The organism is Pedobacter sp. GR22-10 (assembly GCF_026239715.1).
Taxonomy (GTDB): domain Bacteria; phylum Bacteroidota; class Bacteroidia; order Sphingobacteriales; family Sphingobacteriaceae; genus Pedobacter.
Genome location: NZ_JAPIVR010000003.1, coordinates 209,830 through 226,222, shown reverse-complemented (window position 1 = coordinate 226,222; position 16,393 = coordinate 209,830). Strand labels below are relative to the sequence as shown.

Here is a 16,393-nt window from a genome sequence, read left to right as displayed (position 1 = left end):
GCCATTCTTATCAAGGAATTGTATTTTTGTGGCCTATAAAAATAACTGTGGAAAAGAACGCAAAAATATATGTAGCCGGGCATCGTGGAATGGTGGGATCTGCCATTTACCGGAAACTGGTTAAAGAGGGATATAGCAACATCATTATCAGAACGTCTGCTGAGCTGGATCTTCGGAACCAACAGGCGGTGGCTGATTTTTTTGCTGTTGAAAAACCTGATTACGTTTTTCTGGCTGCTGCGAAAGTTGGTGGTATTGTAGCGAATAATACTTACAGGGCAGATTTTCTTTATGACAATTTAGCTATCCAAAATAATGTTATCCACCATGCTTACCTTAATCAGGTTAAAAAGCTAATGTTTTTAGGCTCGAGTTGTATTTATCCCAAATTGGCACCACAGCCTTTAAAAGAAGATTATCTGCTCACCGGAACTTTAGAGGAAACCAACGAGCCTTATGCCATTGCAAAAATTGCCGGTATCAAAATGTGCGATGCATACCGTGATCAGTATGGCGCTAATTTTATCTCCGTTATGCCAACTAATTTATACGGTTATCATGATAATTATCATCCGCAAAATTCACACGTTTTACCTGCGCTGATCCGGAAAATTCATGAAGCGAAAGTAAATGATGCAAAAGAAGTAGTGGTTTGGGGATCAGGGTCGCCAATGCGGGAGTTTTTGTTTGCTGATGACCTGGCTGATGCCTGTTACTTTCTGATGCAAACATACAATGAACCTCATCTAATCAATATTGGTACAGGTCATGATTTAACGATCAAAGATTTGGCGTTGCTGATCAAAGATGTTTTAGACTATGAAGGCGAACTGGTTTTTGATACAACCAAGCCTGATGGAACACCCAGAAAGCTGATGGATGTGACCAAACTGCATGATTTAGGCTGGAAACATCAGGTTGAATTGAGGGAAGGAATTGCATTGGCATACGAAGATTTTAAAAGCCGGGATTAAAAAATTAGAAAATAATTGAAATGAAGAATTTTGAATGAGAGCATGTTAAGGTATGGAGTATAGCTATTTGTCATAAACCAATCAGTTAAATATTTCTTCATGCTATCATTTACTCATTCCATCAATCATTTCCCGCTATAGTTAAAATTTATATCTTTGAACAAATAAATCAATTTCTATGATATGACATTAGTTCAGCTTGAATATATAGTTGCTGTTGATACTTACAGAAGTTTTGTAACTGCTGCCGAAAAGTGTTTTGTGACGCAGCCCACGCTAAGTATGCAAGTTCAAAAGCTGGAAGAAATGTTAAGTGTTAAAATATTTGACCGCAGTAAACAACCCGTTTTCCCAACAGAAATTGGTGCGCAGATAATCGCGCAAGCCAGGATAATTCTACAGGAAAGCGGAAAGGTGAAAGAACTGATCAGCAGTCAGCAGCAAGATGTTTTAGGAGAACTTAAAATAGGTGTAATCCCTACTATTGCTCCTTATCTATTACCTGAGGTGATTTCAGCCATGCTGGAAAAATATCCTGATCTTAAATTATTGATTTGGGAATATACCACCGAAGATATTGTTCACCACCTTAAAACAGGTGTTTTGGATTGCGGCATTTTGGCTACGCCATTAACAGATCCTCATATTTCTGAAACACCAATGTACTATGAGAATTTTGTAAGTTATATCAGCAAAAATAGCAAGCTGTTTAGAAAGAAAGCAGTTGATGCCGATGACCTGAACGAGGAAAACATCTGGCTGTTGAACGAAGGCCATTGTATGCGCAACCAGGTTTTAAATATTTGCCGGTCTACCAAAAACAACAGGATGCAGGGCTTGGAATACAATACAGGAAGCGTAGAAACATTAATCAGAATGGTTGATTTAAACGGTGGTGCAACCTTGCTGCCTGAGTTGGCTATTGCCGAGTTAAGTGTGAAACAAACCGCAAAAATACGTCATTTCAAATCGCCTGAACCAGTGAGAGAGATCAGCTTGGTTACACATAAAAACTTTATCAAAAAGCGGATGCTGAATGCTTTAAAAGAGGAAATTTTAGCCATCATTCCTAAAACCATGAAGCAAAAGAAAAAAAAGGATATTGTTGGGATTTAATATCCAGCACTGTTAAAAACTTTGGAATGGTATTGATCATATAGGAAGATTCTTTATCGCAGTCAACGCTTTGATTAAGAATCTATTTTGCAGGATTCCCTGATAGGAAAGATTACTTCGTTGCTGAAAAAGCCATCTCGCAATGACGAATAAAAGTATTATTTCTTGAGGAACCTTCTGATTACGATTATTGCTTTTGTTGTTCTAATGGAGGTGCAGAAAGAAGACCTTTGATATCACCCTGAACTTCTTCTTCATCGCTTTTTTTCTTTTTCTTATTTTTTCCTTTAGCTGATTTACCGCTCAAACGTTCTTCAATTACCTTATCATATTCGGCTTGTTGCTCACCTTTTAATACGTTACGGATATTTTTGGAGGTTTCGTTTTGCAGTTTATAAAATTTGTCTACATCATCTTCACGTGAGTTACCAGCTTGTTGTCTTTTAATAAGATCTGCCTGTTCCTTGGCCTGATTAAAGGTAAAACGATAAATAACGCTTTTTTGCGTATCGTTTAGTTTTAATCTTTTATCTAAATCATCTACATTTTTTTTAGCAATCTCGTCTGGTGTAGGAACCTTATTTTGTTGTGCATTTACCAAGCCACTGATCCCAACTAATATAAAGAGTAAAAATATAACCCGCTTCATTTTGAATGTTTTAATAGCTGTAAAGTTAGGTAATTATCTTAAAACAAGAAAGTCCCGATTTTTAATGCCGGGACTTTCTCACTGATTTAAATGGATTTTCTTACAATGCTTTTTTGTAAAGTTCTGCAACAGCATCCCAGTTTACTACGTTCCAGATGGCAGCTAAGTAATCCGGGCGTTTATTCTGATATTTTAAGTAGTAGGCATGTTCCCAAACATCGATACCGAAAATAGGTGTGCCTTTTACTTCAGCAACATCCATTAAAGGATTATCCTGGTTTGGTGTAGATGAAACCTGAAGTTTTTTATCCGCACCAACAGATAACCAGGCCCAGCCTGATCCAAAACGGGTTGCACCAGCTTCCTGTAATTTAGTTTTTAATTCAGCAAATGAACCAAAAGTTTCATTAATCGCTTTAGCTAAATCGCCAGTGGGCTCGCCACCTTTGTTCGGACCTAAAACGTTCCAGAACAAAGAGTGATTATAATGACCACCGCCATTGTTTCTAACAGCAGCAGGATATTTTGAAATGTTTTTAACAATTTCTTCGATACTTAAATTTGCTTCAGGTTTGCCTTCAACAGCTTTGTTTAAGTTCGTTACGTAAGCCTGATGATGTTTATCATGGTGGATTTCCATGGTAGTTTTATCAATATGCGGTTCTAATGCGTCTGTAGCGTAATGTAACGCTGGTAATTCAAAAGCCATAGTTTTATGTTTTAAATTTAAAAATGTTTGTTGAGCAAATATAACATTCGTAGGTTAAGATTTGTTCATGTTATTATCATCAAATGGTATTCACTTTCGTAAAAGCCTGATCAGAATAAAATATGCGTAAAATAGATTTGAAAATTAACGTTTTCTGGCAAAGAAATTTTTCATTAATAAGGAACATTCATCTGCCAATACGCCTCCTTTCAAAATTGTTTTTGGATGAAGGAGGTTTGACCCCTTAGAAATAAAACCTCGTTTTTCTTCCCGTGCACCATACACAATCCTGCTGATTTGTGTCCAGTAACTGGCCCCGGCACACATCACACAGGGTTCAATCGTTACATATAACGTGCAATCTTTTAGATATTTACCGCCAATGGTTTGCGCTGCAGAAGTGAAAGCCTGCATTTCGGCATGTGCAGTTACATCGTTAAAGCGTTCTGTTAAATTATAACCCCGTCCAATAATCCGGTTTTTACTCACCACAATAGCACCAATGGGAATTTCCTCTTCGGCCAATGCCTTTTTAGCCTCTTCTAAAGCCAGCTTCATGTAATGGATATCTTCTTCACCTGAATCAGTGTCATCAAAATTGTAAAAACTCATGAAACAAATATAGAGAATCTTTAAGGCTGATTTAATATGTAAAAAGGTTCCCACTGATTAGCGGTGATCTCGCGGATTAAAGTAGGGTTTTGTTTCAGGCCATTAGCAATCTGCGTACATCGCTTTGATCTGCGGGAAATATAAATTGTAAAAAGGTTCCGGCTGATTAGCGGAGATCTCGCGGATAAAAGTAAGGTTTTGTTTCAGTCCATTAGCAATCTGCGTGCATCACTTTGATCTGCGGGAAATATAAATTGTAAAAAGGTTCCAGCTGATTTGTGGTGCTCTCGCGGATTAAGGTAGGGTTTTGTTTCAGGCCATTAGCAATCTGCGTGCATCACTTTGATCTGCGGGAAATATAGATTGTAAAAAGGTTCCCGCTGATTAGCGGAGATCTCGTGGATAAAAGTAGGGTTTTGTTTCAGGTAATTAAGAATCTGCGTGCATCTCATTGATCTGCGGGAAATATAGATTGTAAAATGGTTCCCGCTGATTAGCGGAGATCTCGCGGATTAAAGTAGGGTTTTGTTTCAGGTAATTAAGAATCTGCGTGCATCACTTTGATCTGCGGGAAATATAAATTGTAAAAAGGTTCCGGCTGATTTGCGGTGATCTCGCGGATTAAAGTAGGGTTTTGTTTCAGGCCATTAGCAATCTGCGTGCATCACTTTGATCTGCGGGAAATATAAATTGTAAAAGGTTCCCGCTGATTAGCGGTGATCTCGCGGATAAAAGTAGGATTTTGTTTCAAGGCATTAGCAATCTGCATGCATCACTTTGATCTGCGGGAAATATAAATTGTAAAATGGTTCCCGCTTAAGAAAAGTATAAAATCTGCCTTGCCAACTTATACCAATTTGCTTCCATTGGGAACTTTACGTTCCACAGCCGATAATACAATATCGCCATTTTCATCTGCAAATCCTGTAACCAGGAATTCAGACATAAATTTTCCGATTTGTTTCTTTGGGAAATTAACCACACCTATAATTTGCCTGCCCATTAATTCTGTTAAGGTATAGTGTTTGGTAATTTGGGCGCTACTGGTTTTTATACCAAACTCGCCAAAGTCTACACGTAATTTATATGCGGGACGTCTGGCTTCCGGAAATTCTAAAGCTTCTATAATCGTTCCGACTCTGAGTTCTACCTTTTCAAAATCATCCCAGGATATTTGTTGCATCATTTTTATTTTATGGTAACTAAAGTAATAAATTATCAGCAATACTGGCTTCTTTGGTGTGTTATTCATCTTTTAAATTTAAAATCAAGGTTTAATAGGTGAACTCTAACAGTCGCTTCAGGTAAAAAAAGCATTATAAAAGATAAAAAATTTGCGATTCAGAATTTTACAATTAACTTTATGCAACCGTTTGCATAACCAAATATTAAAAAAATCCAATTATAAACGAATGTATTTATTAGGTATTGATGTTGGTACATCATCTATAAAAGTTGCAGTTGTAGAGACAGCCACACAAAAATGTATGGCAACAGCTCAATATCCTGACGAGGAAACAGCGATAAAATCTGTTAGAAACGGTTGGGCAGAACAATCGCCGGCAGAATGGTGGGAAAATGTACAACAAGCCATATTAAAAGTGAATGCTAAAGCTGATTTTGATCCTAAAGAAATTAGGGCGATCGGCATTGCGTACCAGATGCATGGTTTAGTCGTGGTAGACAAAGCCCAACAGGTATTGCGTGACAGTATTATCTGGTGCGATAGCAGGGCTGTTGAAATCGGTGCCGGTGCTTTCGAGGCCATTGGTCGGGAAAAATCTTTATCACATTTATTAAATTCTCCGGGCAATTTCACGGCCTCTAAACTGGCTTGGGTGAAAGAAAACGAGCCTGAGGTTTTCGGGCAGATTGATAAGATCATGTTGCCGGGCGACTTTATTGCCATGAAATTAACAGGAAGCATCACTACCAGTATTCCGGCTTTATCAGAAGGGATTTTCTGGGATTTTCAGAACGATAAGATTTCCAGCGATTTAATGAAATATTACGGATTTGAAGAAAGTCTTATTCCGGAAGTGAAGCCATTATTTTCATCTCACGGAAGACTACTTGATGAAACCGCGGCTTTGCTTGGGCTTACAGCCGGCATTCCGGTATCATATAAATCAGGTGATCAGCCTAATAATGCCTTATCACTGAATGTTTTTAAGCCAGGTGAAGTTGCTGCAACGGCAGGCACCTCAGGCGTTATTTATGGGGTAAGTGATCAGTTAACTTACGATCAGGAATCAAGGGTAAATACCTTCGCCCATGTCACCTATACCAAAGAAAAGAAACATACAGGCGTGTTGCTGTGCATCAATGGAACCGGCAGCATGTACCGGTGGGCAAAACACAATTTTGCGCCAAATGCCAGCTATCCGGAATTGAATGCACTGGCCGCAACTTCGCCTATTGGCAGTAAGGGTTTAAAAGTGATTCCTTTTGGAAACGGGGCAGAACGCATGCTGAACAATAAATATACAGGCGGACAATTGTTGGGTATTGATCTTAACATTCATCAGCAGGCCGATATATTCCGCGCGGTGCAGGAAGGCATTGCCTTTTCTTTCAGGTACGGTTTAGATATCCTGCGTGAAAACGGGATGCAACCAAAAGTAATTCGGGCAGGCCGGGCCAACTTATTTTTAAGTGAGGTATTTGCCCAGACATTTGTTGATGTGACCGGTATCCCGGTTGAATTATATGAAAATGACGGAAGTGTTGGTGCGGCATTAGGCGCAGGAATAGGTGCCGGAATTTTTAATAGTGCTGAAGATGCTTTTACGCAACACCAGGTCATTAAAACCCTAACCCCCAAAAATACGGAACAATACGAAACGGTATATCAGGAATGGAAAGAAATTTTAATCAAATTATTATAAATAGAACCGCAAATTAAGAGTACAATGAAAAACGTAGTAACAGGAGAAAAAGAATTTTTTAAAGGTATAGATCAGGTTAAATTCGAAGGTCTGGAAAGTGATAATCCGCTTGCCTTCAGGTGGTATGATGCTGATAAAGTAGTGGCCGGAAAAACCATGAATGAGCATTTTAAATTTGCTTGTGCCTATTGGCATTCATTTAACGGAAATGGGGCAGATCCTTTTGGTGGTGCCACCCATGTTTTCCCTTGGGATGAAAAGAAAGATGCTGTTGAAAGGGCTAAAGACAAAATGGATGCTGCATTTGAATTTATTACTAAAATGCAGTTGCCTTACTATTGTTTCCATGATGTGGATGTGGTTGATTATGGTAATAATGTTGCTGAAAACGAAAACAGGTTACAAACGCTGGTTGAATATGCTAAACAAAAGCAGGCCGAGAGTGGTGTGAAATTACTTTGGGGAACGGCAAATTTATTCAGCCATGAACGTTATATGAATGGCGCTTCTACTAACCCCGATTTCAAGGTTTTGGCACATGGTGCTGCACAGGTGAAGGCCGCATTAGATGCTACAATTGCTTTAGGTGGTGAAAATTATGTGTTCTGGGGTGGTAGAGAGGGCTACATGAGTTTGCTGAACACGAATATGAAACGTGAGCAAGAGCATTTGGCCAAATTTTTACATACAGCCAAAGATTATGCCCGTAAACAAGGATTCAAAGGTACCTTCTTTATTGAGCCTAAGCCTTGTGAACCTTCAAAGCACCAATACGATTATGATGCTGCTACGGTTAAAGGATTTTTACAGCAGTATGATTTATTAAATGATTTTAAATTAAATCTAGAGGTTAACCACGCTACCCTGGCCGGCCATACTTTTCAGCATGAATTACAGGTTGCGGTTGATAGTGGTTTATTGGGTTCAATTGATGCAAACCGCGGCGATTACCAGAATGGCTGGGATACGGATCAATTTCCAAATGATATTAACGAGTTAACAGAAGCCATGCTGATTATCCTGGAAGGCGGTGGCCTGCAGGGTGGTGGTGTGAATTTTGATGCTAAAATTCGCCGTAACTCTACAGATCCCAAAGATTTATTTTATGCCCATGTAGGCGGTATGGACATTTTTGCACGTGCTTTGGTTACTGCTGACGCCATTCTGCAAAAATCTGATTACAAAAAAATAAGAACTGATCGTTATGCCTCTTTTGATAGCGGAAAGGGAGCCGAATTTGAACAGGGAAAACTAACTTTAGAAGATTTAAGAAACTATGCTGCCGAAAACGGAGAGCCCGAAGTGAGAAGTGGCAGACAAGAATATCTGGAAAATTTAATTAACAGATACATCTAAAATTTAATGTTTCAGTAAGATCATAAATTAATAAGCGTCTTTTTAACGTTTTTATTTAAAAAAATGTGAATATTAATTTATGATTTTACTACATTTAGATTTCTAAACCAAATAACCTTTATATCATTCAATGAAACAAAACTTACTGGACACGAAGGATTACATTGTATTTGCAGTATACTTCGTTATTGTAGCTGCCTATGGCCTCTACATCTACAATAAGAAAAAATCTGCATCCACAGGTTCCAAAGATTACTTTTTAGCAGAAGGTTCGCTTACCTGGTGGGCAATCGGTGCATCACTCATTGCCTCCAATATCTCTGCTGAGCAGTTTATAGGAATGAGTGGTTCCGGCTTTAAGATGGGATTGGCCATTGCTACATACGAATGGATGGGTGCTTTAACATTGGTTATTGTTGCTGTTTTCTTTATTCCTGTTTACCTCAAGAATAAAATTGCAACGATGCCTCAATTCCTGCATCAGCGCTATAATGGTACTGTTGCTATGATTATGGCCGTGTTTTGGTTACTTTTATATGTAGTAGTTAATTTAACTTCCATCTTATATTTAGGTGCACTGGCAGTAAGCAGTATATCAGGCTTTGATTTAACTTTCTGTATGTATGCCATTGCTGCATTTGCCATTTTGATTACCCTTGGTGGTATGAAAGTAATTGGCTATACCGATGTAATCCAGGTGTTTTTCTTAATTCTTGGAGGGTTGGCAACAACTTACCTGGCACTGAATTTAGTGTCTACCCATTATGGTACATCAGGTGTTTTAGAAGGCTACAGCCTGATGACTTCAAAAGCATCAGAGCATTTTCACATGATTTTAAAACCGGATAATGAAAACTATATCGATTTGCCAGGTTTAAGCGTTTTAATCGGCGGGATGTGGATTGTGAATTTAAATTATTGGGGTTGTAATCAATACATCACACAACGTGCGTTGGGCGCCGATCTAAAAACGGCCCGTGGCGGTTTATTATTTGCCGCTTTCTTAAAATTATTAATGCCTATCATTGTTGTGCTTCCGGGTATCGCAGCCTACGTGCTGTACAAGGACGGTGTTTTCCAGGCAGAAATGTTGCAGGATGGTTCTGTAAACCCTGACCGTGCTTATCCGGTATTGTTAAACTTATTACCTGCCGGATTAAAAGGCTTATCATTTGCAGCTTTAACTGCGGCAGTAGTGGCTTCTTTAGCGGGTAAGGCCAACAGTATTGCAACCATCTTTACACTTGATATTTATAAAAAGGTTTTGAAAACCAATGCTTCAGAGAAAGATCTCGTGTTTACGGGTAAAATTGCTGTTGTAGTTGCTATGGTACTGGGTGTTTTAATTGCACCTCACTTAGGGATTGACAAAAAAGGTGGTTTCCAATACATTCAGGAATATACAGGTTTTGTATCTCCGGGTATCTTTGCCATGTTTATTTTGGGTTTCTTCTGGAAAAGATCTACTTCAAATGCGGCGCTATTTGCAACAATTGGTGGTTTCGGCTTATCCTTACTATTGAAATTCTTACCTGGAATGATGGATCTTTCTTTCTTATCAGGAATAGGTTTTTCTGTTAAAACGGCCGCCGGAATCTATGAAATTCCCTTCCTTGATAGAATGGGCATCGTATTTGTATTCTGTATTCTCGGAATGGTATTAATCAGCTTAACTGAAAACAGAAAAGGTATCGCCAATCCAAAAGGACTTGAAATTGATTCGAACATGTTTAAAACAACAACAAGCTTTGCGGTTGGTGCTTTAATCATTGTTGGTTTGTTGGTTGCGCTTTACGGAATTTACTGGTAGTGCAGACTAAATGCTATTAAACAGAAAGAGCTCCATTTAGGAGCTCTTTCTGTTTAATTATATTGCGGTTAACTTGTTTTGCGGCATAATTAATGCCAATATATTATTATTCAGATACGTGAATGGTTATTGTGCACAAGGTCCATCAGGAATTTCCTTGCTGATTTTCAGAACTTTTGTAACCACCAAAGTGGAATCAAAATCTGCCGAAACGGCTGTTGTATCTGATTTGGAAAAATAACCTTCCAGTTCAACATAAACGGGTTCATAGGGCTTTTCGAAATTCAGATTGCTGTAGGAAAGCTCCAGATTTTTAACACTATCTGCCACCCAATATTCCCGGCCATCGTCACACATGGTGAATGATTTCATCTCCGGACCAAAGCTATATAATCCTTTTACCACCTTAACGTTACTTTCTTCCCGCTCGGCTTTATCCTTTCTATTACAAGCTGTAACAGCTACTCCAAGGAGCATAACACCTACAAATGCTTGTTTAAATAACTTCATCCTTATATCGTTTGATTAATTTGGTCTATCTTTTTGACACTTAAATTTGATGACAAAGCTGATGCCAAAAATGAAAAAAATCCAACCGTAACGAATACTAAGACATAGTCTTTCCACTTAAGTCCGATTGGATAAGATTCCATTAGCAAATTTGCTTCTCCCATTTTGATAATGCCATATTTATGCTGAATAAAGTAGAAAATCAGCCCGATAATCAATCCTAATATACAGCCAGACATGGTAATCATCATGCCTTCAAATAAGAAAATCCTTTTAATGAGCTTTTTACTCGCTCCAAGGCTGCTTAAAATGGCAATGTCTTTTACTTTATCGATCACCAGCATCGTTAATGAACCAATGATATTGAAAATAGCAATAATCAGAATAAATGTCAGGATAATATAAACCGCCCATTTTTCAGTGTTTAAGATGTGGTAGAGCGACCGGTTTTGTTCTGCCCGGTTACGCACCTCAAAAGCCTCTCCAAGCCTGGAAGCCACTTCTTCCTGAAAATGGTCCACATCAGTTCCGGCCTGCAGGTTTATTTCTATAGTGGATACATTTTTTTCTTCCCCCAGCAATTCTCTGGCAAAGGCCAACGGTACAATAATGCCATTATCGAATTCCTGTTGTACCTCAAAAACACCACTTACCCTGATGCGCTTATTGACAAAATCATCTGTCGGGTTTAATGAGTTCACTGCAATGGTTTTCTTAGGTGAGAAAAGTTCCATTTCTGTAAATGGATCAAGGGTATTCACGGCGAGCTGGCTTTGTAATGTAGAACCTATTACAGCACTATAACCATTTTTGTTCTGTAAGATGAAATGGCCTTCTTTAATAGAACTATCCAGCTTACTGTTTTTTAAATAGGCCAGGCTTACCCCCTTAACCATGCCTACGGCTTGTTTTTGATTGTATTTTAACAAGGCGTTTTCCTGCAGTACTTCTGTATAAGAAAATACCGAAGCATTTTTTCTGAGTGATGAAAAGTATGGTGTATTTGGGTCAAATGTTTTACCCTTTGCCGGTACAATGACGAGCTCTGGTGTCATGGTATCAAATAAACCAAGAACCACTGTTTCCAGTCCATTGAATACGGAAAGGATAATAATGAGTGCCGCGCTTCCAACCATTACCCCAACCATTGATATGCCGGATATCAGGTTAATGGCATTGGTAGACTTTTTTGCAAACAAATAACGTTTTGCAATATATAGTGGCGTATTCACAGCAGTAAAGATAATTAAAAGGTTGAGGGTTTAAAGATAAAAGGCCAGGCTTGTGAACCCCGCACAATGTATGGCTCGTTAATCATCCTGTATTATTTTAAAAAAAAGGATTGTTTTGTTTTTCATAACCAATAGTTGTTGCCGGACCATGGCCTGGATATACCATTGTTTCATCAGGTAAAACGAAAAGTTTCTGTGAAATGTTTTGAATTAATTGCTGATGATTTCCGCCCGGAAGATCAGTACGGCCAATACTCCCCTGAAATAATACATCACCACCCATTAAGGTATGATCTGCCGCGCTGTAGAAACATAAATGAGCCGGAGAGTGACCCGGAGCAAAAATGATGGTAAGCGAACTGTTTCCAAAAGTGATGGTATCTGTTTCTGTTAAAAACTTATCTGGAAGTGGAGAAATCTGGTATTTAGTAAAACCCATTGCTGGTGCATAACCCGGAACAGCATTTAATACTTCCAGTTCGCCCTTATGAAACTGTGGTTTTAACCCATAAGTATCGAAGATAAACTTATTGCCAAAAACATGATCAAGATGACAATGCGTATTCAGCAACAAAACGGGCTTAAGGTTATTTTCTTTAATGAAAATAGTCAGTTCATTTTGCTCATGGCCTTCATACATGCCCGGGTCTATAATTATACATTCCTTCGTTTCATCAAATAAAACATATGTATTTTCACTGTAGGCGTTAAAGGTCAGGGTTTTTACTGTAATCATATATTATTGGTTTTTCCACCTGAAGGTAGAGATCAGGGTGTCGATATCTTTTTTAATAAAATTAATTACTGGTGCTATGGAATCATATTGCGGGCGCTCATTGAAATATAAGGCACCCCTAAAATAATGTTTTGTGCTGTCTGTTAGAAAAAACTGTACCGAAGAAGCCGTATTTCCTTCAATGGCATAATAAATTCCATAAACCTTTCTATCTGGGTAGTGAATAAGGTTTTGATCGATGGCGCTGGCTTTTATGGTATGTTTGAAAGCTAATTTCCTGGCATCTTCAACCATATTGTCATATTCCTTTTTGCCTGAAATATCATAATATGTTAAATGCAGAAAACCGTTAAACTGCTTAAAATGTAAATTGTACCAATACTTTTGCGCATCACGGCTAACATCTTTTTCCAGCGTAGCATATTCCGGATAATCAAAACGGAAAGGAACCGGTGCTAATAGTGGCTGGTAAGTTTTTTTTGGATATAAAATGCGGTAATATGCTTTAGGTTTCGGACTGTAATCATTGTTTTGGCAAGCCGAAAAACTCAACAGCAGAACAAACTGAAAAAAGATAAGGTATTTTAATTTCATTGTTCCTAATCATTAATAAAGCCTTAACAGCCATTAAAATTATTTATTCCAGATGTCCCAGGCTTGCTCAGCCTGTTGATGCAACATTTCCAGCCCATTTTTAATTACAGCGCCCCGGGCGGCTGCTTTTGCCAGAAAAGCAGTTTCTAAAGGGTTATACACTAAATCGTAGGCCAGGTGCTGCGGCCCGATCTGCGAATAATCTATTTCCGGATAGGTATCCACATGAGGCAACATTCCCAGCGGGGTGGTATTAATCAGCAAAGTATGGCTGGAGAAAATTTCCGGTGTAACTTCAGCATATAAAATTCCATTTTCAATGGGTTTACGCACCACGGTAAGATAGGCAATACCCAGTTTCTCCAATACATATTTAACCGCTTTAGCTGCTCCGCCATCACCAAACACCAATGCTTTTTTATGGTGTGATTTAAGTAAGGGAACTAAAGACTTTTCGAAGCCAAAGGCATCCGTATTGAAGCCTTTTAAATAAACTTCACCTTCAAGCCGTTTGATGGATATGCAGTTTACTGCCCCGATTTTTTCTGCGGCCTCTTCTATCTCATTCAGGAATGGTAAAATGCTTACCTTGTGTGGAATGGTAACATTTAAGCCGGCTAATGTCGCATCTGCACTTAATAATTCGGGCAGTGATTGAATCTGTTCAATAGGATAAAGCTCATAGCGATGATTAACAATGCCTTCATTTAAAAATTTCTCTGTGAAATACTTTTTAGAGAAGGAATGAGATAGCGGAAATCCGATTAAGCCGTAAGTTTTCATATTGATATATAAACAGCAAACCTTACAGGTTTTGAAACCTGCAAGGCTTATTTAACTATGCATCCTTATCAGGACTGTAGGTTATTTAGTTTGGTTCAGGAAGTAATCAAAAGTATCACCTCTAAGTCCTAAACGTATGGTTTCTAAAGGGATCACTTCTGCCGGTGCAATATTGCCCAGGTTAACATTTGAGCCGATCAGTTTGATAAACCAAACCTGTTGTTCTTTTTGCGGTGCTTCCCAGATGATGGTTTCTTCCGGAATCTGTGTCAGAATTTCATCTACCAAGCCTTCACGTACTTCGCCACTGCCACGGTAAATTCCTACATTTCCACCTTCGCGTGCTTCTGCAATTACCTTCCAGGAGCCTGCTTCAAGTTCTGCCTGCATTAATTTGATCCATTTGTATGGCGCAAATATTTTAGCTGCATCCTTACTGCCTACCTCAGAAATTACAGTTACCTGTTTAGCCAGTTCGGAAATGTAGCCACATTTCAGGTCATGCTCAATTTCAATGGAACCATCAGATACTTCGGCGTATTCCATTCCGTATTGATCGAGAATGCGTTGATAATCAGTGAACTGATTCCGGATGATAAAGGCCTCAAACAATGTTCCTCCAAAATAAGTAGGAATGCCGGCACTTTTATATAAAGCTAATTTTTCTTTAAGGTTTGGTGTAACGTGAGATGTAGCCCAACCTAATTTTACGATATCTGTATGTACGCCGGCAACTTCGATAAAATCTTCCACCTGGCGAAGGCTTAATCCTTTATCCATAACCATGGTGAGGCCTTTCTGGCGTGGTTTAGCAGGACGTTCAGGAACGTTTAATAATGGGTAATTCATATGCGTACAAAAGTGAAAAAAATTTTGAGATTTATTTGTTAAATTTTTCTCAAAAGGCTTTTACCTGATATATCTGTTAATAACATTAATAATGGCACTGTTATCCTGCAGCTGCGGTAAATATTCAAATAAGATGTAATGCTTATCGGGATCAGTGGTTAAAGCGGTTTCGAGATAACCCAGCGCATCTGCATAATTTCCCATTGCAAACAGGTATGCCACCATGCGGTAGTATAATTCTGCTGCTTCCGGATTATTCTTAATGGCTTCAGCCATTGTTTCTGATGCATCAAGCAATTTCCCTTGTTCATACAATACTGTGCTGAAATCCAGCCAGGCTTCAATATCAAGCGGATTGTATTCCAAAACCTTTTCGTAAGCCGTAATAGATTCTTCAATCTGCCCTAATTTATAGTAGGCATCAGCCATAGCAAACCAGAAATCAGCATTTTCCGCTTCCAGGTCGATTGCTTTTTTATAAAAATGCAATGATTCAAAATAGCGCTCTTCATGGTTAAGGGTTACGCCAATTCCGAACCAGGCATCAGCCATTTTCGGATCCATTTTCACCGACTTTTTGTAATAGGAGCGGGCTTCGTCCATCTTTTCCAACTTTTCATAACATTCCCCGATGGCGCAGTAGGTATCGGCATTGGGCTGTTCATATTCGAAAGTTTGCTTATAAACATCTATGGCCTCATCGTACTTGTCAAGCTGTACCAGGGCATTTCCCTTATTAAAATAGGCCGAGCTGAAATCTTCTTTGATTAAAATTGCATAATCATAAGCATCTATGGCTTTTTCAAAAAGATTTAATTTATGAAAACTGTTGCCCAGATTGTACCATGCTGCATATGAATAAGGATCGGTATCAATGTACTGCTGATAGAATTTAATACTTTCTTCCTGTTTGTCTAAAACATCATAACAGAAAGCCAGCTCATATAAGCCATCCTGGTTTTCCATATTTTGTTCCAGGCTCAGCTTAATGTAGGTGATGGCACTTTCATAATCGCTCATGCTCTGGTATACATAAGCCATCTGCAATAAAATTTCATCCGTACTTTCGGCTAAGCCCAATGCCTTTTCGTAATTTTCCAGAGCCTCACTAAAACGCTCGGTATTCTGAAAGATATTACCACGGAGCAGATAAATATCAGGCTCTGATGGTTCCAGTAATTCGGCTTTTTGCAAGGCTAAAAAAGCCTGATCATTATTATTGGTTAAAATATAAAGATGTGCCTGTTTAATTAAAAATACGGTGGCATAAGGATGTTGATTGATGGCATAATCTACCACTTGTAAAGCCTTAACCGGATCATTTTTTTCGATGTAAAAATCTACAATATACTCAAAGGCGCCTGCATCAAAAAAGTACTGATCCTGATTGCGGATCATCTCTTCATAGCGCTCTACCGAACGTTGTGCGTCTTCATTGGATTCAAAAAAGAATTCTTCTTCCATATATAATTAAATTAAAGAACCGTGCCAATTGGCAGAAAGATACAATATAAGTTTACCAATTTAAATTATTCGGTTAAGAAATAATTATTAACATCAGTTGTTGAAAAAGAT

The 16,393-nt window shown here is 38.5% G+C and carries 16 protein-coding genes; 5 read left to right on the top strand and 11 right to left on the bottom strand.

The window, feature by feature from the left end; translation table 11 throughout:
- Positions 1-47: 47 nt before the first annotated feature.
- Together fcl and OQX64_RS13615 are read left to right on the top strand one after the other, a co-directional pair.
- Positions 48-974: a GDP-L-fucose synthase gene (gene fcl, locus OQX64_RS13620; protein WP_265819197.1), complete on the top strand. Its 927-nt coding sequence runs from the start codon at positions 48-50 to the stop codon at positions 972-974.
- 183 nt (positions 975-1,157) lie between these two features.
- Complete coding sequence (locus tag OQX64_RS13615) at positions 1,158-2,090, top strand: hydrogen peroxide-inducible genes activator (protein ID WP_265819196.1); 933 nt, start codon at positions 1,158-1,160, stop codon at positions 2,088-2,090.
- Between the two features lie 187 nt (positions 2,091-2,277).
- On the opposite strand, the gene OQX64_RS13610 is transcribed toward OQX64_RS13615, so the two are convergent.
- The 4 genes from OQX64_RS13610 to OQX64_RS13595 form a co-directional block, all read right to left on the bottom strand.
- The gene (locus tag OQX64_RS13610; RefSeq protein ID WP_088299686.1) at positions 2,278-2,739 is read right to left on the bottom strand and encodes a hypothetical protein; all 462 of its coding nucleotides are present in this window, start codon (positions 2,737-2,739) and stop codon (positions 2,278-2,280) included.
- Positions 2,740-2,839: 100 nt separating this feature from the next.
- Positions 2,840-3,448, bottom strand: a complete 609-nt coding sequence (locus OQX64_RS13605; protein WP_265819195.1) for a superoxide dismutase — start codon at positions 3,446-3,448, stop codon at positions 2,840-2,842.
- 144 nt (positions 3,449-3,592) lie between these two features.
- Positions 3,593-4,060, bottom strand: coding sequence for a nucleoside deaminase (locus OQX64_RS13600; RefSeq protein WP_265819194.1), 468 nt, complete (start codon positions 4,058-4,060; stop codon positions 3,593-3,595).
- An 847-nt stretch (positions 4,061-4,907) separates the two neighbouring features.
- The gene (locus OQX64_RS13595) at positions 4,908-5,243 is read right to left on the bottom strand and encodes a tRNA-binding protein (protein WP_088299947.1); all 336 of its coding nucleotides are present in this window, start codon (positions 5,241-5,243) and stop codon (positions 4,908-4,910) included.
- A 229-nt stretch (positions 5,244-5,472) separates the two neighbouring features.
- Here OQX64_RS13595 and OQX64_RS13590 point away from each other — a divergent pair, with 229 nt between their 5' ends.
- The 3 genes from OQX64_RS13590 to OQX64_RS13580 all read left to right on the top strand — a co-directional run bounded on the left by OQX64_RS13590 (position 5,473) and on the right by OQX64_RS13580 (position 10,114).
- Positions 5,473-6,948 (top strand): xylulokinase, encoded by a 1,476-nt coding sequence (locus OQX64_RS13590; protein ID WP_265819193.1) that lies wholly within the window; start codon positions 5,473-5,475, stop codon positions 6,946-6,948.
- A gap of 24 nt (positions 6,949-6,972) precedes the next feature.
- Positions 6,973-8,304, top strand: coding sequence for a xylose isomerase (xylA, locus tag OQX64_RS13585; RefSeq protein WP_088299682.1), 1,332 nt, complete (start codon positions 6,973-6,975; stop codon positions 8,302-8,304).
- Between the two features lie 130 nt (positions 8,305-8,434).
- The gene (locus OQX64_RS13580) at positions 8,435-10,114 is read left to right on the top strand and encodes a sodium/sugar symporter (protein ID WP_088299681.1); all 1,680 of its coding nucleotides are present in this window, start codon (positions 8,435-8,437) and stop codon (positions 10,112-10,114) included.
- Between the two features lie 126 nt (positions 10,115-10,240).
- Here OQX64_RS13580 and OQX64_RS13575 read toward each other — a convergent pair whose 3' ends face one another.
- The 7 genes from OQX64_RS13575 to OQX64_RS13545 form a co-directional block, all read right to left on the bottom strand.
- A complete protein-coding gene (locus OQX64_RS13575) occupies positions 10,241-10,624 on the bottom strand; it encodes a hypothetical protein (protein WP_088299680.1) in 384 nt (127 codons plus the stop codon).
- Between the two features lie 2 nt (positions 10,625-10,626).
- Complete coding sequence (locus OQX64_RS13570; protein ID WP_265819192.1) at positions 10,627-11,856, bottom strand: ABC transporter permease; 1,230 nt, start codon at positions 11,854-11,856, stop codon at positions 10,627-10,629.
- Positions 11,857-11,953: 97 nt separating this feature from the next.
- Positions 11,954-12,592, bottom strand: coding sequence for an MBL fold metallo-hydrolase (locus tag OQX64_RS13565; protein ID WP_265819191.1), 639 nt, complete (start codon positions 12,590-12,592; stop codon positions 11,954-11,956).
- A 3-nt stretch (positions 12,593-12,595) separates the two neighbouring features.
- Entirely contained in the window at positions 12,596-13,186 is a 591-nt protein-coding gene (locus OQX64_RS13560; protein ID WP_265819190.1) for a gliding motility lipoprotein GldD, read from the bottom strand.
- 39 nt (positions 13,187-13,225) lie between these two features.
- Positions 13,226-13,969 (bottom strand): shikimate dehydrogenase family protein, encoded by a 744-nt coding sequence (locus OQX64_RS13555; RefSeq protein WP_265819189.1) that lies wholly within the window; start codon positions 13,967-13,969, stop codon positions 13,226-13,228.
- Between the two features lie 81 nt (positions 13,970-14,050).
- Positions 14,051-14,818, bottom strand: coding sequence for a phosphosulfolactate synthase (locus tag OQX64_RS13550; protein WP_088299676.1), 768 nt, complete (start codon positions 14,816-14,818; stop codon positions 14,051-14,053).
- Between the two features lie 60 nt (positions 14,819-14,878).
- Positions 14,879-16,282, bottom strand: a complete 1,404-nt coding sequence (locus OQX64_RS13545) for a tetratricopeptide repeat protein (RefSeq protein WP_265819188.1) — start codon at positions 16,280-16,282, stop codon at positions 14,879-14,881.
- Positions 16,283-16,393 lie beyond the last annotated feature (111 nt).